18 protein-coding genes and 1 pseudogene are annotated in these 20,566 nt (G+C 34.0%); 2 read left to right on the top strand and 17 right to left on the bottom strand.

Features of this window, described 5'->3' with window-relative positions; genetic code table 11:
- From EZJ28_RS15785 to EZJ28_RS15760, 6 genes and pseudogenes are all read right to left on the bottom strand, one after another.
- Positions 1-227 (bottom strand): annotated as a pseudogene (locus EZJ28_RS15785) (transferase); the annotation flags it as partial.
- Between the two features lie 74 nt (positions 228-301).
- Positions 302-916, bottom strand: a complete 615-nt coding sequence (locus EZJ28_RS15780) for an acetyltransferase (protein WP_131399656.1) — start codon at positions 914-916, stop codon at positions 302-304.
- Positions 916-1,521 carry a sugar transferase gene (locus EZJ28_RS15775; RefSeq protein ID WP_131399654.1) on the bottom strand — a complete coding sequence of 202 codons (606 nt, stop codon included), beginning with the start codon at positions 1,519-1,521 and terminating at the stop codon, positions 916-918. Before EZJ28_RS15775 ends, EZJ28_RS15780 begins: the two co-directional genes overlap by 1 nt.
- Before the next feature lie 45 nt (positions 1,522-1,566).
- Positions 1,567-2,727, bottom strand: a complete 1,161-nt coding sequence (locus EZJ28_RS15770; protein WP_242670149.1) for a glycosyltransferase family 4 protein — start codon at positions 2,725-2,727, stop codon at positions 1,567-1,569.
- A 74-nt stretch (positions 2,728-2,801) separates the two neighbouring features.
- Positions 2,802-3,908 (bottom strand): hypothetical protein, encoded by a 1,107-nt coding sequence (locus EZJ28_RS15765; RefSeq protein WP_242670148.1) that lies wholly within the window; start codon positions 3,906-3,908, stop codon positions 2,802-2,804.
- Between the two features lie 325 nt (positions 3,909-4,233).
- Positions 4,234-5,316, bottom strand: coding sequence for a hypothetical protein (locus EZJ28_RS15760; RefSeq protein WP_131399650.1), 1,083 nt, complete (start codon positions 5,314-5,316; stop codon positions 4,234-4,236).
- Positions 5,317-5,661: 345 nt separating this feature from the next.
- Here EZJ28_RS15760 and EZJ28_RS15755 point away from each other — a divergent pair, with 345 nt between their 5' ends.
- Positions 5,662-6,333 carry an acetyltransferase gene (locus EZJ28_RS15755; protein ID WP_131399648.1) on the top strand — a complete coding sequence of 224 codons (672 nt, stop codon included), beginning with the start codon at positions 5,662-5,664 and terminating at the stop codon, positions 6,331-6,333.
- Complete coding sequence (locus EZJ28_RS15750; RefSeq protein WP_131399646.1) at positions 6,334-7,290, top strand: glycosyltransferase; 957 nt, start codon at positions 6,334-6,336, stop codon at positions 7,288-7,290. It abuts the gene before it with no gap.
- On the opposite strand, the gene EZJ28_RS15745 is transcribed toward EZJ28_RS15750, so the two are convergent.
- From EZJ28_RS15745 to EZJ28_RS15695, 11 genes are all read right to left on the bottom strand, one after another.
- Positions 7,264-8,115 (bottom strand): glycosyltransferase family A protein, encoded by an 852-nt coding sequence (locus tag EZJ28_RS15745; protein ID WP_131399644.1) that lies wholly within the window; start codon positions 8,113-8,115, stop codon positions 7,264-7,266. The two genes, EZJ28_RS15750 and EZJ28_RS15745, sit on opposite strands and share 27 nt — an antisense overlap.
- Before the next feature lie 44 nt (positions 8,116-8,159).
- Positions 8,160-10,055, bottom strand: coding sequence for an asparagine synthase (glutamine-hydrolyzing) (asnB, locus tag EZJ28_RS15740; protein ID WP_131399642.1), 1,896 nt, complete (start codon positions 10,053-10,055; stop codon positions 8,160-8,162).
- A gap of 35 nt (positions 10,056-10,090) precedes the next feature.
- Positions 10,091-11,041 (bottom strand): polysaccharide deacetylase family protein, encoded by a 951-nt coding sequence (locus tag EZJ28_RS15735; RefSeq protein WP_131399640.1) that lies wholly within the window; start codon positions 11,039-11,041, stop codon positions 10,091-10,093.
- Positions 11,042-11,053: 12 nt separating this feature from the next.
- Positions 11,054-12,157: a hypothetical protein gene (locus tag EZJ28_RS15730; RefSeq protein ID WP_242670147.1), complete on the bottom strand. Its 1,104-nt coding sequence runs from the start codon at positions 12,155-12,157 to the stop codon at positions 11,054-11,056.
- Between the two features lie 100 nt (positions 12,158-12,257).
- Positions 12,258-13,193, bottom strand: coding sequence for a GNAT family N-acetyltransferase (locus tag EZJ28_RS15725; protein ID WP_131399635.1), 936 nt, complete (start codon positions 13,191-13,193; stop codon positions 12,258-12,260).
- 12 nt (positions 13,194-13,205) lie between these two features.
- Positions 13,206-14,327, bottom strand: coding sequence for a glycosyltransferase (locus EZJ28_RS15720; protein ID WP_131399633.1), 1,122 nt, complete (start codon positions 14,325-14,327; stop codon positions 13,206-13,208).
- 67 nt (positions 14,328-14,394) lie between these two features.
- Complete coding sequence (locus tag EZJ28_RS15715) at positions 14,395-16,506, bottom strand: glycosyltransferase (RefSeq protein WP_165499101.1); 2,112 nt, start codon at positions 16,504-16,506, stop codon at positions 14,395-14,397.
- A gap of 95 nt (positions 16,507-16,601) precedes the next feature.
- Positions 16,602-17,750, bottom strand: coding sequence for a glycosyltransferase family 4 protein (locus EZJ28_RS15710; RefSeq protein ID WP_131399628.1), 1,149 nt, complete (start codon positions 17,748-17,750; stop codon positions 16,602-16,604).
- 86 nt (positions 17,751-17,836) lie between these two features.
- A complete protein-coding gene (locus EZJ28_RS15705; RefSeq protein ID WP_131399626.1) occupies positions 17,837-18,796 on the bottom strand; it encodes a glycosyltransferase family 2 protein in 960 nt (319 codons plus the stop codon).
- Between the two features lie 2 nt (positions 18,797-18,798).
- Positions 18,799-19,809 carry a polysialyltransferase family glycosyltransferase gene (locus EZJ28_RS15700; protein ID WP_131399624.1) on the bottom strand — a complete coding sequence of 337 codons (1,011 nt, stop codon included), beginning with the start codon at positions 19,807-19,809 and terminating at the stop codon, positions 18,799-18,801.
- A 4-nt stretch (positions 19,810-19,813) separates the two neighbouring features.
- Entirely contained in the window at positions 19,814-20,458 is a 645-nt protein-coding gene (locus EZJ28_RS15695) for a hypothetical protein (RefSeq protein WP_131399622.1), read from the bottom strand.
- Positions 20,459-20,566 lie beyond the last annotated feature (108 nt).

Genomic DNA, 20,566 nt, shown 5'->3' with positions numbered 1-20,566 from the left:
GTAAAATTATCTCCAATTGCGACAATTCCATAAATATCCGGATCTCTATTACTAAGTTCTTTTAACTCCTTTAAATAACCCATTATCTTATATCCGTAGAATGACTTATCATTTTTCAAACTTTTATCAAAAATTCCTAATACATGAAATTTATTTTCCTGTTCGATAATATCTATAGTATATTTACAGTAATCTGAAGCTCCGATTATAACAACATTTCTTTTCATATACCCGCTAGTTTTGCATTATCTTATGGGTGTATTTTAATTTTCCTTTCCGATGTAAAAAACATATTTGATGTTTATTCATTTTCAATTCTATTGAATTTAATGATTTTTGCAGGATTCCCCACTACAACAGCGAAATCAGGAACATCTTCAATTACTACAGAACCCGCTCCAATGGTCACCCATTTCCCAATTTGAACGCCAGGGATTACAATCGCCCCTGCACCAACTTGAGTACCTTGACCTATATTAATATTCCCTGTTACTGTAGCTCCGGGAGAAACGTGAACAAAATCCTCCAACGTGACATCATGTTCCACAATTGCTCCTGAATTTATAATACAATGTTTACCAATTACTGTGGAAGAATTAATAACAGCATTAGCCATTACCACACTTCCTTCCCTGATTTCTATTTCATCAGATATTACGGCGGATTTGTGTATTAAAGCTGAACAATAGCTCTGCTGAAGTTTATTGGCCAGTTTATACCTGGTTTGATTATTACCGATAGCGAGCACTAACTTTTGATCCTTCATTTCATCAGTTAGCTGATGCTTCACTTCAAAGCCGACAAGTTCTTTTACTTCTGGGTCATCATCCAGAACAAAATCTACCGAATGGCAATCCATAGATTTTATAATATCTACTATTACTTTAGCATGACCGCTTGCACCGTATATGATCATTAATTACTTCCGTTAAATGGTTCGGTTGTTGCCATATTTTTAGTATTTATACCTTCAGACACCAATACTTTTTTAACTGTCATGAACAAAATCTTTAAATCCAGCAAAAAGGATATATTTTCCACATACCATACATCATACTCGAACTTCTGCGTCCAGCTTATCGCGTTACGCCCGTTCACCTGTGCCCAGCCCGTTATTCCCGGTTTCACATCATGCCTTCTGCGTTGTCTGGAAGTATACAGATTGAGATATCGCGGTAATAAAGGTCGTGGGCCTATAATGCTCATGTCTCCTTTAACCACATTAATTAGTTGAGGAAGTTCATCTATAGAAGTTTTTCTCACCAATTTCCCTATACCTGTCAATCTTGATGCATCGGGCAAAAGAGTACCTTTATCATCCCTGGCATCGGTCATGGTTCTAAATTTAATAATTTTAAAATTTTTACCATGTTTACCCGGTCTTTTCTGAAAAAAGAAAGGTTTACCTCCATTAGCAAGGCTCAACAATATAATTACCAAAATCAACAAAGGACTTATTACCACAAGGCTAATAAAAGCGACCAGGAAGTCCATTATTGGTTTAATGGTTTTTCTATACATCCTTAACTGTTATAAAAGAACATGCGCTCATATCTTGCGGCGAATTTAATCATGTTTATGAAAGGCCTCTAAATCTTTGTATTCTTTTAACAGAATTTCCCAAAACGTCTTTCTTTCAAACTTTTTCTCAATTAATTTACGGGCATTTTTAGCTAAAATCAAGCGAAATTCTTTATCCGTCATCATTTTAAACATGGCTCTCTCCAAAGCATCCTGATCCTTAACCGGAATGATAATCCCATTCTCCCTTTCGGTTATTATTTCATTGCACCCATTGATATTAGTTACTATAGCCGGGAGGTTCATGGCATTGGCCTGCATCACAACATTAGGAAAACCTTCCCTATAACTGGGAAAGGCCAGCACATCAGCAGCCGCCAAATAAGGCCTTACATCTTGCTGATAACCTGTAGTGAAAATCTTCTGATGAGAATCAATTAAGTCAAATACTTCATCATCCAGGGGATCCAGATCCCGCTCAAATGGCCCTACAAGTAAAAGAGAAGTGTTAGGATGATTATTCTGCAAATTCACAAATGCTTTTACCAGCTCTTTAATACCTTTTTCCTTCACGAGCCTGCCTATAAAGATAAAAATGAAATCTTCATAGGGTATGCCTAGTTCTTCTCTTACTCCTTTAATTTCCTCATTATAAAGTGCTGGATTAAAATATCCCGTGTCAATACCATTGGAACTTCCTTCTCCCAAAACCTTTAGTTTATCTTTATTGATGTAGCCTTCCTTAAGTATAATTTTTTTTAATTCGAAGGAATTCGGATAAACACGAACAGCCATTTTATATGTCAGTTTTTCTACAGCCTCAAGAACCCTTCTTTTAACTCCACTGGTTTCCATAAGCGGCAATCCGGCTACTGTATGCAATCTCAAAGGCACTCCTGCCAGTTTAGCGGCCAGCATTCCGATTATTCCCGCCTTGGGTGTATGGGTATGAACAATGAGAGGCTTTTCTTTTTTTAAAAATTTGTACAGGACCCACAGGCTTCTCAGATCCTGAAAAGGTGTTATCGCCCTGGTCATGTCAACACAAAAAGTTCGAACTCCATTGTGCCGGCCATATTTCTCAAGTCTTCTTTCTTCTGCCGCTATTGCGATCACTTCATAGTGATCATTCATAAAGGTAAGCTGCCCTTCTAACAATTTTTCCAATGAAAGAGGGATGGTAGTGATTCGAACAAGTTTGTGCACTTATCTAGTAGTTTTGAATACAAATCTAAGTCTAATCTTTTAGCACCTGAACTGAGTTAAAAAAAATATAACATTTATACTTTCGATAGCCGTCCAGTTTTAATTGCATTAAGTCTGTTCAACTTTATTTTTAACGCATCAGATTTCTCATAGGCCAGAAAGTAATAGATAACGAAAAACATAAAATACATAATCATTGTTTTCTGACGGATCATTATCCCTAAATTAGACATTATAAATGTCATTGCTATGGAAGTTAGGACGAATATCATTAGACACGATTTAACATGGGAAGGAGCATTCTTCCAGAACTGGAAGAAATTTACTCGAAGGAGTTTTCCAAAAAGGAGTAAATAAATAAAATTTTCTACAGAAACTATTAATCCCAAAAAGCCCGGGGCATCAAGAAATAATGGTCTGAACCAGAAGGTGAATATCTTTTCAGGCAAACTATATCCAGCCATATTCAGTCCAGAATTAGCTGAGCTTAGGTCTTCAGATCTGCTGGAAGAAAAAGCAAGAAAATCAGCCCATAGATTAGTAGAGTCGTTCAGGTTAACAACTGCTAAAATATGTTCATGCAGGAGAAGCAAGCCGGCTAAAATGGCAGCACCTCCTATTAACTTGTTTTTTCTGGAAAGCAAATTTTTTCCAAAATAAAGGCCATAGAGACTACCTACGCATAATAACAAAAACATATGAGGTCTTATAGAAAATACTAATAAAGAAGATATTATTAAACCAAGTTTACGTTCCTTGATTTTTCCAATGGAATATGCAAATAGCATAAGACCCAGAAATATAGGAGCTCCCTTTCCAAGAGAAGCAGACCAGAAATGCATATTGGGGAAGAACAGAATCAAAGTTAAAAGATCAATTCTCTTAAAAACCATGACTTTCTGAGGAATATTCTCCCTAAAAAATAAAAATCCGAATACAAAGCCCCAGTACCCTATCCACGTAAATAAAAGCATCATCATTTCATAGCTGAACCCAAGTCCATTTATAAAGGGATAAGAAATAAAATCGATAAAAGTGGTTTCCACTCCTAAGAAATCAAACCAGCTTTTTGTGGAATTGTGAGGGACTGAGAAATATCGTTTTGAATCGGAAGGATTACTAAGCGCATACAAATAATAAATGACCCCAAAGAGTAGATGGTAAATAAAAAGGACATTCATTTTCCTAATAGGTAGAAAAGAGTGTTTCTTTTTTATTCTTCTAAGGACCCACTGATTTATTTCAAAGATGAATGGTAATAAAACTAAGACCTCTATAATATTTAAAACCGATTTTCCTTCCATAACAAATCTTTATGCCCACGGTTTAAGCAAAGCTTTTGCCAAAAAAGAAATTCCCTAGATATAAAGGAGTTAAGACCTACTCCGCCTTTAATAGGTATTGAAACATGTAGTATCTTTCCGCAGATATGTAGAATCTCCACAGGTATAAAAAAAATAGTCACCTAAAAGGTGACTATCTTTTATGTTTATAAAAAATTTATCCTTAATCCGCTACTACCCTAATAGTTAATTCAACCGAATCTGTACATTCCCCATCCGTAATTGTATAAAGTGTTGTATAATCTCCAAGGGGATTCTCTCTACTATTAAAGAGCTCTATTATCTCCATAATACGCGGATCAAAGACGCCATCTCGAGGAACACCTGATTCCAACAAGCTAAGATACTGTTTAGTTACCTCATCTTTGCTCTCCAAAGCCCGCGCTTCACTAATAGTTATTTCTTTGGAGTTAGAAGCTCCCGCATCTAAAGTACAGATAGGATCACTAAAATCAGGAATGACTTCATAGGTTAGCCTAACTGAAGCTGAACATTCCCCTTCAGAAATAGTATAAACGGTAGAATATTCGCCATATGGATTTCCGTTTAGGTCATTATTATTAAACATTTCAATTATAGTCACAATCCTCGGCTCAAAAGTACCGTTTCGGGACACACCTTTATCCAGCAATGATAGATAAAGTTTTGTTGCTTCATCTTTACTTTCTATGGCTTTCGCATTACTATACTGAATTTCTCCCTTGTTATCACTACCAGCTGAAAACTCCTCACAAGGATCGGCCTGCGGCGTACACATAACATAATCCACATAACTCCACTGCTCATTTCCAGCAGACAGATTTCCAGCCCAACCGGAAACTGTAGGTCCAGATTTTTGTTTAAAAGTGACGTAAAGTGCAATAACCGCCTTCTCTGAATCGGTCCAATTTACCCCTAAGGTATGTGAGAAAGTTTCTGGCTCAAATGATTTGCTATTTGCAAGCTTCTGTGGATTCAATTTTCCATTATTCTCTACAGGAAAGTTAGAAATGTCTTTAGAAACCTGAAAGCTTACCTTACCTAATTCAAAACCTGGATTTGCACTAATTTTAATATAAATCTCATCTTCAATATTGGTTACCTCTATGGCACCTCCGTCTAATACATTAAAAACATCTGCCTCACATGAGCCGGCTTCAGCAATGGCAAAACTTTCAACGATTTGATCTTCGGGTTGAACTGAATCATCCTCCACGCTACAGGAAAATAGCAACCCGATTACTAAAAAAGTAATTATTCTTCTCATAATTTCAACCTTAATTGTTTTACTTAAAATTACAGAATTTTCCCACGTAGATATTTGACTTACAATCCTTTTCGATATAGTACAGTTAATTATGGATTAAGGGTATTAAAAGCTTTTTTATACCATCCATTAAGAAAAAGTTTGGAGGAATTGGATGAAGAAACTTCTCTTAAAACATCATAAATTGATATTAAAAAAGTATCACCAAATTCTTTTAATTAACTGTACTATATCGAAAAGGATTGTAAGTCAAATATCTACGTGGGAAAATTCTGTAATTTTAAGTAAANTTAAAAAAGTATCACCAAATTCTTTTAATTAACTTTGAGGAAACAAATCACGTCTATGACTAAAAATTTGATCATTTATGGAGTAGGAAAATTTGCAGAATATGTCTCCTATCTTTTTCAAAACGATTCGGAATATGAGGTAGCAGGATTCTGCATAGAAAACCAATACAAAAAAAAAATTCTTTCTCAGGATCTTTCGGCTTTTCAACCCCTTTATACTTTCGAGAATTTGAAAAATGAACTTCAAGAAGATTTTTCTCTGTTTATTGCCGTGGGTAACAATAAAATAAGAAGTAGAATATTTAATACTGCGAAAAGAATGGATTTAGCTATAGCTAGCTTTGTCGCTTCAAAAACAATTACCTGGAATGATCTAATTATCAGAGAAAATGTTTTTATAGGTGAAGGGTCAGCAATTTCAGCAATGGTCGACATTGGAGAAAATACACATATATTTGGTGGAAGAATAGGACATCATTGTTCTATTGGGAAGCATACTCTTATAAGTGGAGGGTGTTTAATAGGGGGCGGTGCAAAAATTGGTGATTATAGCTTCTTAGCTTTAAACTCATCTATTGGTCATGACGTGGAAATTGGTGAATACAATATCATAGGAATGAATACCGCCATTTCTAAAAATACCAAAGCTAATTCTGTTTACACAAATGAAGGAACAAAACTGAGGTCTATTGATTCTTCAGTAATATTCTCTAAATCATTTTTATAATTGAATTTTAAGGATTTTAAAGATAAATATCAAAAGATAGAGCCAGAGCACTTTCCAAATTCTGTTTCATTAGATCCTGTAGTAAGCATTTGCATTCAATCTTATAACCACGAGAGGTACATACACCAATGCTTAGACTCAATCTTAACTCAAGAGTTAGATTTTAGCTATGAAATATTAATTGGAGAGGATAACTCTTCTGATAAAACCAGAGAATTATGTATAAATTATGCTCTTAAATACCCTGATAAAATAAGGTTATTTCTTCATCATACAGAAAATAAAATTAAGGTTGATTCTCTATATACCGGAAATTTTAATTCTTTCTACAACTTTTACCAGGCCCGCGGAAAATTTATTGCATTTTGTGATGGAGATGATTACTGGACCGATCCAAAAAAGTTAAAAACACAGATTAAAATACTAGAAGAAAATCAAAAGTATGTCTTATGTTATCATTCTTTCTCGGAATCTTATGAAGGAAAAAACCTTTCGGAAAATGAATTAGATCAACCCAAACTAGATCTCTCCCAAAATGAATTACAAAGGCTGAAGTTCCATCCTCAATTATCCACCGTCTGTTTCAGGAATATATTACAGGAATTACCTGAAGAAATGATTAAGGTAATTAACCTCGATAGCTTTTTATTAAGTTTTTTAGGGTATTTTGGAAAAGCAAAGTTCTGCTCTAATATCCAACCCAATGTTTATAGAAGACATGGTGATGGAATATGGAGTGGAGAAGCACACCAAAAAAAATTATTAATAAAAATAAATACTTATACCCAGCTCTCACGATATCACAAAAGATATGGCAACGGTGAGCTTGGCATACATTTTAAACTTATAAAACATAATATCGTTAAAAGTTTGTTTATATATTATTTAACCAACCACCCTCTTAAGGCATTCCTTTTAATACCCGATTTATTAAGAACTAAATCTCTTAAATTTTAATAGGAACTTTTTAATTAAAGGTTTCAAGTACCGAGGAGCAACTTTGGAAGCTTCTTCAAATTTCTGTAAAGCCTCTTTTTTTCTTCCTAATCTTTCATTAAGATATCCAATTTGGTACAGTAATCTAGAATAAGAATATTTATCAGTCTGATAAATAGTTATGTGCTTGTTTAAAAGATAAATGAGAGATTTCAGTTTTGCGCCCGGGTCATTGCGCGCTCTGGATTTAGAATTCACATGATAAATCAAATGAATTTCAGGCAGAATATATGTTTTTAGTTCTTGATGATGAGTAAGCCTCATTCCCAATTCATAATTTTCACCAAATTCTAATTTTTCATCAAATCCTTTAACTTCTTCTAATAATGATTTTTTGTAACATACACTACCCGAGAGAAAACTCCCAACAATATTTCGATAAATTATGTCAAGCTTAGTGGGCTTCCAAATATGAATCAGTTCCCCACTTATTTTTTTTGTATTCCAGAACACAAGGTCGTATTTTGTATGGGGTATAGAAATCAGACTATGAAGTAGGTTTTCCAATAATTCATCATCAGAATCCAAAAAAATTATGTATTCCCCGGAAGCTAACTCCAACCCTTTATTTCGTGCTGCAGATACTCCTGACCGATTTTGATATTTATAGGTTACACGTTCATCTTTCAGATATTCTTCTAAGGTTTCTTTAGTTCCATCATCTGATCCATCATCAATTATAATTAATTCCCAGTCATTGAAATACTGTTTTAACACACTCTTGACCGCTCGTGTAACTAATGAAGCACGGTTGTAAGTCGGGATTATAATGCTGAATTTTGACATAATTCCCCTATCGAAAAAATGAATATGGTTTCATTATCTCTTTTCTAATAGTTAGCATTTGTATACCATTTTTGAAAACAATAAAAAGCCCATACTTTAAAAGTATTATCTTGTTTCCCATTCAAATGATTTTCAACCAAATTCTGCACGTAATTAATATTAAAAAGCTGCTGTTTAATCAAAAAATCACTTTCAATATATGATTTTAACTCACTAAATAGATAATCCCGCAGCCAATCTCCTACAGGTACCCCAAAACCTTTTTTTGATTTATTGAGAAAATCCTTAGGAAAATATTCCTTAAAAGCTTCCTTTAAAATATGTTTTTTATCCCAGCCTTTCAGTAAATAGGAGTCAGGTAATTGATCCGTTAACTGCCACAACTTCTTATTCAAAAAGGGTGCCCTTGACTCCAGAGAGGTGAACATACTTGTTCTGTCTACTTTAACAAGCATATCCCCTTCAAGACTTATTATTTTATCAATTTTTCTAAAATCACTCAAGCTGTGAGCCTGATCATTTACCTTTTCTTTATAAGCAGCAAAAATATTTGGCTCAAACCATTCATTATTAAGAAGTAAATTGAGTTCTTTCTCCTGAAATGCAAGAGAAATTATATTATAATAGAAATTCCCCTCATAATTGATGGAATTCACCAGTTTTTTTATTTTAAATCTAAGTCCTCTCTTATCATCACTTGTACTTAGAAGGTTGGTCAATCCGGATTTAAACTTCTCGTGAAAACCCTGGGGTATAAAAGAAGAATATTTTTCATTCATCTTCCCTATATAATATTTATTATAGCCCCCAAACACTTCATCACCCCCATCACCCGTTAGAGCCACTTTTACATGTTCCCTAGTCTTATTGGCAACCATATAAGTTGGGAGAGAGGAAGAGTCCGCAAACGGTTCATCAAAATTTAAAAGAATGTCTTCTAATTTATCCTTTAAATCATTGATGGAAATGATAAATTCATGGTGATTACTCTCTATTAATTTTGCCACCACACGTGATTTATCTGTTTCATCGAAAGATTTTTTTTCAAATCCTATGGAAAATGTGTCTATTTTCCTTCCAACCTGGTGTGCAAGAGCTAAGGAAACTATAGAAGAATCGACGCCTCCAGACAAAAAAGTACCTAAAGGCACATCTGAAACAGAACGGCTTTGTACACTTTCCATTATTAGATCGTGCGTTACTGATTTTGCTTTCTCAAAACTTATTTCTGGATCAATATTAAGCTCCTCCAGAGTCTTTATTGAATGAATTTCAAAATCAAAATTTTCTACGTCGATTTCCAGATAATGATTAGCTTCAAGTTTGAAGATATCCTTATAAATTGAATAGGGAGCTGGTATGTAAGTTAAACGAAAGTATAAATTTAGCCCTTTCTTTGAAATTTCCGGTTTGTCCTCCAACTGGGTCATGATAGACTTTAATTCTGATGCCCAGATGAGCTCCTTATCTGTTTTTGTATAGTAAAGTGGCTTTTCCCCGAAAAAATCCCTGGCAATAAAAATTTTATTTTTCCTTTTATCATAAATACTAAAAGCGAACATTCCGTCCAGCATTCCAAAACTATGGGTACCCCATTCTTCATAGGCCTTTAATATGACTTCAGTATCAGACGAGGTTTGAAAAGTATAACCTTTCTTGATCAAAGATTCCCTTAGGCTCAGAAAATTATATATCTCGCCATTAAAAAATATAAGGAGATCCCTCTTTTCATTAAATATTGGCTGTTTTCCATGTGCCAAATCAATTATGGATAACCTTCTCATTGCCATTCCAATGGAATAATTGGAATTTGATTCTGAAAAAAAACCATCTTCATCTGGTCCTCTATGAATTATACTATTATTCATAGATAGCAGACGGTTTTTTATTTTATCCTCTTCAATTTGCCGATTAACAAGCAAGCCATTTATTCCACACATACGTTAGCTTATCTTTCTATTAATATATTACTTTATTAAGATTGGGCCAGTTCATCCATGTTTTTAGATTGAAAACCATATTGCTGATTCAACTTATTGAAAGTTCTTGCAATAATATTCAACTCCTCCATGCTTCTAACCGGATCAGATCCAAAATTATGAGGATGCCACCAGAGATGATAGATTTCTCCCTTCTTGGCACTTTCTTCCATCTCTTTCAACACACGTTTTAATCTGAGTTTGTTTAATACACTTACACCGGAAACAGGTCTAAAGAATCTACTCGCTCTTTGCTCCAATAACCCATTTGTTGATTCTTTCTTTAAATTATAGGATTTATCCATAGGCCCAAGATAAGCATCTGAAGTTCTGAAGATCTTTTGAAGTAAAGTATCCTTTTGAATATCCTTCCAATACCAATTGCAGGGATTGGATCTGATATTTTGAATACCCATACCTTTACATATTTCCAGGTATGAACTATTATACTGATTACGTGGAAAGACTAAAGAGGTAAGTTTACTTCCAAATTTGGAGGCAAGGTTTACCGCCATTTGTATGTCTGCTTTGAAGTGCTCCTCTGTTTGTCCCGGTTCCAGGCAATAATAATGTGAATAGGTGTGGGTTGCCACCTCCTGTTTTGGTGTTTCCTTAATTAACTTTATTAAATCTGGTGCAAAACATAATTTTTCGGTTTTTGAAAATTGAATCTTCTTACCAAACTTGTAAGCTGAAAGTCGAGGTTCTTTATAACCGGGTTGGAGCAAAGGTGAATTTTCATTCCACTCATCCCAATTCTCATTGAATAGCATGCCTACAGTTGCCCAGGTACAGGAAATATTATGGTTATCAAAGCATTTCAAAATTTCAGGAATAACCTGACGGGTATTAAGGAAGTAGGCTTCCTGCTTTTCCCAACTTACTTTATCAAAAACTCCCCAGAGTAATTCAAAATCCAAAGAAATAACCAAAGATCCATGCGTCATATCTCTTATATTCTAATTATCCGCTAATTTTGCCTTGTTAATTTTAAATTCTCTTATTCTTTTCATTTTCAATATTCTATCATACTTCTTCTGAGCCAGATAATAGTATATAACAAAAAACAGAAAGTACATCACCATGGATTTTTGTCGCATTATAATTCCGAGGTTAGACATTACAAAAGTCATGGCAAAAGAGGTGGCAAAGAATATCACAAAACTCATTTTAACAACTGCCGGAGATTTTTTTATGAATTTGATAAAATCACCTTTCACTATTTTCATAAAAAGTATTAGATATATCAAATTTTCCATTGAAACAATCAAACCCAAAATATTTGGAGCATCCACAAATAATGGCCGAAACCAAAATGTAAATAATTTAAAAGGTAATGGATAGGAAGACATATCTACCCCTGAGCCGGCATCACTTAAATCTTCAGCTTTTTTTTCTGAAACAGATTCAAATTCTTCGATTATGTTATCAGCCCCCTGTAACCCCATAACTCCTAATATGGTATCCTGAAGCAAGATTACAGCACCTCCCATAGCTATAAACACCAAAGCTTTTTGCCAAAAAGGAATTTTTTGTCTACCACTTAAATATCCCAGTACGGTCCCCACAGCTACGAACAGGAACATATGGGGACGTATTTGAAATATAGCAATGGAGCCAAGGATCAGAGGTATAAGCCTTTTTTTGGGTTTAATAATAGCAAAAGTAAACATCATTAATCCTAAAAAAATAGGGGCGCCTTTACCCAATGAAGCAGTCCAGAAATGCATATTAGGAAAAAACAAAATGAGAGTTAATAGGTCTAACCCATGAAAATCATATTTAATAGGGATTTTTTCTCTAAAAAATAAATATGCATAGACAAAACCTAAATATCCAAACCAGGCAAATAAGAACATCAGCATATCATAATTAAAACCTATTTTAAAAAAGGGATATGATAACCAATGGATGAAATTTGTGTCAGTTCCAAATAAATCCCACCAACCTCCGGTATGAAACTCTAAAGTTTCGTAATATTTATGAGAATCTGATCTGTTATTATAAGCATACCAAGAATATACACCATAAAATAAAGTGTGATAAAGGTATAATATATTCATCTTTTTGGTAGAGAACCATGGAAATTTCTTAGAATAAAAACTGAATATTATTTGATTCAGTAAAAGAAAAACAAATATTAAAAATATTACGCCTATCATCTCAAAATAGCTCCAAATCTCCTAATGAATTATTCCAGTTTTTTATCCCAGAACAGTAATTATCTTCAGCTAAGGACAGGTTCAAAGAGTTCAAAGTTAAAACGGGCCCATAGAATCCTATTATTCCAGGAAGCGATAGTAGCTGTGGGGCATAGCTTACAAAATGAATTCCGAATTTTCTTTCAACACCTTTAATTATTCCTGAAATTTGCTTTTTATTATTCTTGGTACGATCATATATACATTCTGCAATTCTAAATTCTCTCAAACCTTTTCTTACTTTCACATAACCTGCAAGGTACACTCCATTTTCAAAAATGACCTCATATTTCTGAAGTGGATTATTATTATATCTCCATTTTAGAAAAGATAAACTTTTTGGAGTGAATAGTCCTTTCTCCTTTTCTAAATTATTATTCCACTGAGAACACAATTCTAAAAGCTTTTGTTCATCATCAATGTTCACAGCATAATTACGATCGGATGGTCTCCGAATAAAGGAGAACGAAACCTTAATTCCCACCTTAATTTTCCCAACGATTTTCCACCCCATTTTTAAATATCCCGGTCTACTCTGATCATTAGGTGTATTGAAAATCATATGCCCGTCATTCATTTTAGCTATTTCCACAGCCTTGAGGGTTAATTTTTTAAAAATCCCCCTACCTTGAAATTGTGGATGTGTCGCGGTATCCACCGCTCGTAATGCAGTAAGAACACTTTTCCCCTTTTGCCAATTCCACCTCATGAAAGCACGTACCCCTACTATCTTTTTATCAACTTCAGCCACAAGTACTATAGATTCACCAAAAGGATTGTGAAAATGTTTATACCGCCATATTTCTTCCGATAATGCCAATTGTTCCTCTCCCAAACTAGCCTTTAAGACCTTTACTATCTCCGGTAAATCCTCTATCGTAGCTTTTCTAATGATCATTGATTGCTAATATTAAGAATTGGAAACTTCCAATAGTTGTCTATATTCTTTTTCGATATTTTTTACCATTTTAGTAAGACTAAACTTAGACAAAACGCGTTCCCGGGCTTTCATTTTGTAATGCCTTAATAAAGCGGGCGAATTAATAAGAGTGGTACTCCTTGAAGCAAGGCTTTTATGGTCTTCAATTTCTACCAGAAATCCATTATCTTCATTTTGAACAACCTCGGCAACCCCCCCTGCTTTAGTAGATACAATAGCACATTCCATGCTCATCGCTTCTAATAAAGCTATAGGTAAGCCCTCGAATTTTGAGCTCATCATAAAAATATCAAATGCCGAAAAGTAAGGTATAGTATTCTTTTGGAGCCCAGGAAGTATTAAATCCTGAATTTCTTCTTGTTTTATAAACTCCTTTATAATATTTTCTTCGGGTCCAGCTCCCACCAGGAGACCAAAAACTTTGGGATTTAGAGATTTAATTCTTTGAAAGGCTTTTAACCAGGTTATTAAATCTTTTTGTTCTCTAAAAACAGCTAAGTTCCCAATTACAATAGCATCCTCAGGAATACTATATGTTCGTTTTATTATATCCCCTGCAGACTCATTAACCGAAAATTTATGTGTATTTACTCCATTGAACAAAGTTCTGACTGGAATTTTTACCTTAATATTTTTTTGAATTGAGTTCGTCACATCATTAGAGACACCCAGGGCAATATTTTGCCAGTTAAAACTCCATTTATTTAGAGATCTTGTCACAAAATGATACTTTTCCTGGATGTTGTGCTCCGTATAAATTACTGGAATATTATTCTTCACATGAACCAGTCTCGACAGAAAACCAGACCAGGGAAGATGAGCATGGATTAGATCTATTTGATGAGTTATACAATATTTGCTTACCTCATTAACCCTTAATAGGAGTTGTACATTATTTTTTGCCGGAAAGCATTTCACTTTTCCTCCTGCCTTCTCAATCTCATCCACCATTTGATTCTTCCAAGGTAGAAAATAAATATAGTGAAATTCAAAATTCTGAAGATCGTGGAGAAGTAAGGTCTCCGGTAAAAGCATTTCTGCACCGCCTCTACCTAATGATTTTATTATGTGTAGGATTTTTATTTTTCCCATAGAAAGTGTAAAATTAAAGGAAATGCTTGCCCGGCCAATTAATTAGAAAAATTTTAGGATTCCTAAATCAAAAATGAAAATTGTATGCTTCCTGGAACCTTTCAGCAATTTTACGATTTAGATATTTTGTTTCAACCATATTGTATGCGTTGCTAATAATTTCAGAATTATCACCCTTTAAAATTTGTCTGACAGCATATACAAAAGCCTCTTCATTATTCGGAGGAATCAAGTGACCTGTCTCTTTACCAACAATCTCAGCCATACCTCCCACATTAAAAGCAACAACCGGAGTTTTACAATACATACTTTCCAAAATGACTCCTGGTAAGCCTTCTATAATGCTTGGTAAAACCAATACATCTGCGGCCTTAATATATGGTAGCGGATCGTTCACATATCCATAAAAACTTATGTTTTTCTGCAGGGATTGTTGTTTTACAAGTTTTTCGATATTTTTTTTTAAGGGACCATCTCCTAAAAGATGCAGATGAACATTCTCATGTTTCTTCAAGATTTTTTCGAATATACGGACCAAAACCTCATGGTTCTTTTCAAAGGTAAAACCTCCTACATGTATTATATGCCTATATCCACTTGGCTGAAGTTCTTCCGAAATTATCTTTTTTCTGTTTTCTATTCCCACAGGGATTGCAATTGTCTTATTTTTAAGTATAGGAAAATTGGTTATTATATCATTTCTAGAAGTTCTGGATACAGAAATTACCTGATCCACATTTTGGTAAAGGAAATCGTTTAATTTTCGTTGAAGATGATTATTTAGATATTTACCAACTTCACTCGCATTTCTAAAAATAATAGGTGTTTTCCATCGAAATATTTTTTTGGAAAAGACAGCATATTTTAATGTGTCTCCTGCATTTGCCTGTACAACATCCGGCTTAAAATCCCGAATTATTTTATTTAATTTTTTCCAGCCTTGCACATCCACCAACCTGAGTGTAGAAGAAGTTTGTAGGTAGTTTATATCATCATGCCATGGCAAAGTACTATTTCCCTTAAAAATTGAAACAATTTTCACTTCATTTCCCAAGTTAATCTGATGATTTGCTAATTGACATGCAAATGTTTCTGCTCCCCTATTTTGAGGCTTTTGAATTAAATGTAATATTCGAAATTTTTTATTTTTTGGCTTTCCCTTAATTCTTTTATAAAAATCTTGATAATCGACAATTCTTTTTCCTAATTCAAATTTTTTTATAGCCTGCTTACGGGCATTTTCTCCTAAATACCTATATTTTTCCGGATTATTCAGCACTTTAATTATGGCGGTTGAAAGCTCTGATACATTTCCTTTTTTATAAATGATAGCCGAATTAGAATCTACACACTCCAAATTCTCCGGTATATTGGAGCAGATTATAATTCGTTCGGCCATCATAGCTTCTATAAGAGCACCAGGCAACCCTTCCGAATATGAAGGATAAAGAAATATATTAGCGTGAAGTAAAAGTTTATTAATATTATCAACCCTTCCTAAAAAATGTACATGGGGTTCTACTTTTAAAAACCTTGCTTTTTCTTCTAAAAATTCTCTGTAGGCGCCATGTCCAGCAAATATGAGAGAGACATTCCCGAACCGTTTAATGATTTCAGGTAATGCCTCTAAAAGGTCTTCCTGGCCCTTTAATGGAATTAATCGGCTTACATTTAGTAATATAGTGTTATGGTTATTTAAGTAAGGAAACTTCTCCAAATTCGTCTTGGGGTCAAACTTCGAACTACTTCTTCCCCTATAGATTACTTCTACCTTCTGTGAATCAATTCTCAGAGCTTCACAGGTTCGGTCCTTAATAGTATGTGAATTAGAAATAAAATAATCCACATATTTCACGGTTCGGCGATCAAGATTAAAGAAAAACTGTAGTTTAAGTTTGTCCAATAAATTTTTCCTTCTCAATCTTTCAGAAGAATAAGCATTACTTACAAAACTTCCTATAAGGCAGATATTAGGAAATTTTTGTTTTAGTTTTCGTGCGATAATTTCAGATCGGAAGAGGGTGGCATGAATTATATCGGGTTTTTCTCGCAGATATATTGGTATAAGTTTTTCTAGAGCTTTATTAAAAGCATATTTTTGGTTTAAATCCAGTGAGTAAACTTTGATGCCTGCATGCTCCAACCGAGGCTTAAGCAGATCTCCCTGATAAATATGCACAAATACAGGAACGATTTCTGTACAGCCTGAGGTAATCTCTACCAGACTTTTTTCGGCACCATAGCCTTCTAATGTATCTATTAGATATAATACCTTCATACCTCAGGACTATGTTCTTTCAAAACTTTACTATAAAGTTTTTCATGTTCACTGGCTACTACCTCTATATCAAATCTCTCTTCAGCCACAGACATGGCATTTTTGCCAATCTCTCTCATATTTTCAGAATTTTCTAAAGCCCACAGAATTTTATTACTCAAATCTTCTACATCCTTTGGCTCAAACAAAAGAGCTGATTTTAAATCTTCAACAGATTCCTCTATGACTGGAATACGTGCAGCAATTATCGGGGTTCCCATAATCATTGCCTCTACTAAAGCTCCGCCCTGTCCTTCATAATGTGATGGGAACAGAAAAATATCTGCGAGTTGGAGTAAGCCAGGAACATCGCTACGATTTCCCAGTAGCTGAACATTTTTTTCCAATTCCAGACAGGCTATTAATTTTTCAAAAACCGGCCTGTCATGCCCTTCTCCGGCAATTAAATATTTCACGTCTGGTCGGATATTTATTACCTTTGCCATTGCTTTAATTGACTCGACATAACCTTTTCTTTTCAGCAGCCGGGATACTGTTAGAATGACGGGGCCATTATTTAAGTTACCCAGCTGTTCCAATTGCATGCTTCCCTTTTTTCTGAAAGAAGAAATATCTCTCCCCCTATAAATTACATCTATATTTTTATGATTAATCTTTAGAGCATTGGCGTTATTAGGAATTATGGCTTTTGTAATAGACATAAATTTATCGACCCTGGAAGCTGTTATCCTATCAAAAAGCTGATAAAATTTAAGTTTAATAACTCCCTGTAAATCTAAATTCTTATAACGCTCCTGCGAATAGCTATCATTAACAAAACTGTTTATCACTGGAACTTTATATTTAGGCCCTAATATTCTACTAAATTGTTCTGCTCTGAATAAAGTAGCATGGATTATATCTGGCCTTTCCTTTTCTATAATTTTCCCAATATCCTTCAGGCCTGAAGTAATGTTAAATTTCTTTTCTGAATTAAGCGTATATACTCTAATTTGTTTCTCCCGAAACCGATCAACCAGGGTATCACCTTTATAAATACTAATCACTACCGGTTTCCACTTTTTAAGCCGTGATGCGATTTCCAGAATACTGGTTTCAGCCCCCCCCACCTCCAGGGTGTCAATTAAAAATAAAACTTTTGGCATTATAGGTATTTTATTTAATCAAAATGACACACTCTATAATGGGAGCGTATCTATTCCAAAATATTCGCTTTTATTTATTCGGGCATTTAATCATTGAGAATTTTTAAATATAATAGTCTTAAAATCTTTATCTTCAGCAATGGCATAAAACCTTTTAAAATCTTGATTTTTCTTATACTTTCCTTATCGTCAAAGTTATTTACACTTTCCTTTAAAAATGCTTTCGCTACTTCAACGGATTGATAGTGAGCCATTAATAAAGCAGAATACCTAACAAATTTGAAATGCGACGCCGGCTTTTCCTTAAACCACTCCATATACTTATTATACTCCAGTTTTAGCGCCTTAATCGCACTATCATAATTATACATGCGGTCATTGCTGTGGTGATTAACAAATACCAAATACTCCTCTACAAAATCAAATTCATACTTACGGGAAATACGTAATAAGAAATCCCAATCGATCATAGCCGGCATATCCTGATCGAAAAAAATTTTATCCTCAAAAACCACCTCCCTCTTAACCATCAAAAAGGGCGATCCTGCCCCTAGATTCTTTCTTTTCTCCAAGAGACTTATATATAAATTTTCCTGAGGAACTGGCATTCTACGATTATACTCCTTCCCATCCATGAAATCTATAGCTCCACAAGAAACTACACCTAAATTTGCTTTCGAGGATTCACGAAAAACTTTTACTTGCTTCTCAAGCTTATGCAAATCATATTCATCATCAGAATCTAAATACGTAATAAAATCACCTTCACAAATTTTCATTCCTTCATTACGAGCACCACTACATCCCAGGTTCTTCTCAAGTCGATGATATTTAACCCTTTCATCCTGGTCTACATATTTTCTTACAACTTCTGCCGTATTATCCGTTGATTGATCATCCATAACCAGTAGCTCCCAATTTTGGTGGGTCTGTTTTAGAATACTTTCAATGGCCGTTGAAATACAGTAAGCTCTGTTATAGGTAGCCATAATCACAGAGACTTTATCATTCATCTCATAAACCGCATTTATTTGTGTTTGATCCATTCTTAACTTTTATTTAGGCCTAATTGCTTCATTTTAAAATTTGATCCTGGAATATTTCTAAAGAAATTATATACCGGGTTTATATTTTGAATATATCTAGCGGAAAGAATACTTCCCTGGGGGATCTCATAAGAAATCAACTCAATTTCAGCCCCAAAATAATATAGGTTTAGCAAAACAGAACTGTAAAACGAAATAATCTTCCCCGGAACCACTTTCGAATGTTTATAAAATTCCTCAAAAATAACATCACATCGCTGAACCCTTGTTATAGCAGAAATCTCTTGGAGATTTTCAGTAGTTTCTCTTGGATGGGGTATGTAGGTAAAGTGACTATGAGAATAGTCATTAATAATTAGTTTTAAAAATTTCAGGTAATCCTGTTTCGAAACAAAATTTACTTCTACTAATGGTTGACCAATAAAAAAAATGTCATTCTCTAAAACTTCTTTATTTTTATAATCCTGATGTGCAATATTTTTAACAGTTATAGAATCATTCTCCTTTATATTTAAAGGAAATGGAGTAATATAATGAACCATTTCGAAATTAGGTGTTCTATAACCAAGAAGCTCATGGAGTTTAGGATATTTTTTAGTATAGCGCACATTTCCTAGGCGGTAATCTGAAACTGTGATAACTTGTAAGCCATCGTAAAGCAAAAAAATCTGTGCTCTTTTTTCGAATTCCGCCGCAACAGCTTTATGGTAAATATTATTAAAGCTTCCTAAGAATACTTTCTCAATATTTGTATAGTTTTTTTTTAACCTCCAAATTTTAAAACGAAGCTCAATTATGCGGCAATATGAGCCAATATTATTTCCCCCGGGAATATGCCATACCAAGGTTCTTTGCCACCCTAGGGGTTCCAGAGTTTTAAAAATATTATTAATATCCTTTTTTGAGGCTGCAGTGATAATAAGAATGGAATTCTCTACAACAGTGCGATTGTGATATAAAAACAATGCCTGGGAAGGAGTCGAAATAAGAAAAATTGATGTGCTATCAGGCATGCTCTTAAGTGTTGCAAATCGTGGTAATTGTATGATAATAAGAATTTTCGTTTACCTCACTATCCTTCATGAATTTTTTAATAAATCTATTATAAGCTTTAAAATCAGGAATTTGATTATCGCTTATAAGTAAGTCGTTGTTCTCCATATCTATCTCACTTAAATTTAATTCCTTAGATATTTCTTTACTTAATTTCTTAATCTTTGCAATACTGAATAATGTAGAATCTTTCAAAATTATAATCGGCTTTTTTAGAAAAGCCGCAATACCAATAGAGGTGCTAAAATGCCCAAAAACAATATAAGCGGAATCAATAAGCATCTCGGTTTTTCCATAGGATTTTTGGAATGAAGTAAATCTATCTTTTAACTGTTGCTGATAAATTCGACTCTCGGGATGCATCGCTATTATAATGTCATCCAGGTCCAATTTTGCTTTCATATACTTCAAACTGTTTTCTAACCGAGCATAATATTTATCTTCGTATCCTTCAGGAATTTTTTCTTTATAAGAGAAGGGGATTAACTGATCTAAAAAAACACCGACTTTTTGGTTTTCGAAATATTGCTGAACATTTGATTTATATTTTAGAATTCGGTTGACATCATCTGAATGTACTACGAAAATATTTTTTTTAGATACTGTCAAATAAACTTTTTGTGGTAAACAGTATTTCGTATTACTCAGGAAATAATCAGGAGCTTTATATTTATAATACTAAAAGTATACCAGGTCAGGAAACAAAATTATTCGGTA

The sequence above is a fragment of the Gramella sp. KN1008 genome, from assembly GCF_004332155.1.
GTDB lineage: Bacteria > Bacteroidota > Bacteroidia > Flavobacteriales > Flavobacteriaceae > Christiangramia.
This window is presented reverse-complemented; position numbering and strand designations above follow the sequence as displayed.

Bases quoted from the DNA above. Each gene is read 5' to 3' on its own strand.
- EZJ28_RS15780 (WP_131399656.1), bottom strand. From the start codon at position 916: ATGATCATATACGGTGCAAGCGGTCATGCTAAAGTAATAGTAGATATT.
- EZJ28_RS15775 (WP_131399654.1), bottom strand. From the start codon at position 1,521: ATGTATAGAAAAACCATTAAACCAATAATGGACTTCCTGGTCGCTTTT.
- EZJ28_RS15765 (WP_242670148.1), bottom strand. From the start codon at position 3,908: ATGAATGTCCTTTTTATTTACCATCTACTCTTTGGGGTCATTTATTAT.
- EZJ28_RS15760 (WP_131399650.1), bottom strand. From the start codon at position 5,316: ATGAGAAGAATAATTACTTTTTTAGTAATCGGGTTGCTATTTTCCTGT.
- EZJ28_RS15755 (WP_131399648.1), top strand. From the start codon at position 5,662: ATGACTAAAAATTTGATCATTTATGGAGTAGGAAAATTTGCAGAATAT.
- EZJ28_RS15745 (WP_131399644.1), bottom strand. From the start codon at position 8,115: ATGTCAAAATTCAGCATTATAATCCCGACTTACAACCGTGCTTCATTA.
- asnB (WP_131399642.1), bottom strand. From the start codon at position 10,055: ATGTGTGGAATAAATGGCTTGCTTGTTAATCGGCAAATTGAAGAGGAT.
- EZJ28_RS15735 (WP_131399640.1), bottom strand. From the start codon at position 11,041: ATGACGCATGGATCTTTGGTTATTTCTTTGGATTTTGAATTACTCTGG.
- EZJ28_RS15730 (WP_242670147.1), bottom strand. From the start codon at position 12,157: ATGAATATATTATACCTTTATCACACTTTATTTTATGGTGTATATTCT.
- EZJ28_RS15725 (WP_131399635.1), bottom strand. From the start codon at position 13,193: ATGATCATTAGAAAAGCTACGATAGAGGATTTACCGGAGATAGTAAAG.
- EZJ28_RS15720 (WP_131399633.1), bottom strand. From the start codon at position 14,327: ATGGGAAAAATAAAAATCCTACACATAATAAAATCATTAGGTAGAGGC.
- EZJ28_RS15710 (WP_131399628.1), bottom strand. From the start codon at position 17,750: ATGCCAAAAGTTTTATTTTTAATTGACACCCTGGAGGTGGGGGGGGCT.
- EZJ28_RS15705 (WP_131399626.1), bottom strand. From the start codon at position 18,796: ATGGATCAAACACAAATAAATGCGGTTTATGAGATGAATGATAAAGTC.
- EZJ28_RS15700 (WP_131399624.1), bottom strand. From the start codon at position 19,809: ATGCCTGATAGCACATCAATTTTTCTTATTTCGACTCCTTCCCAGGCA.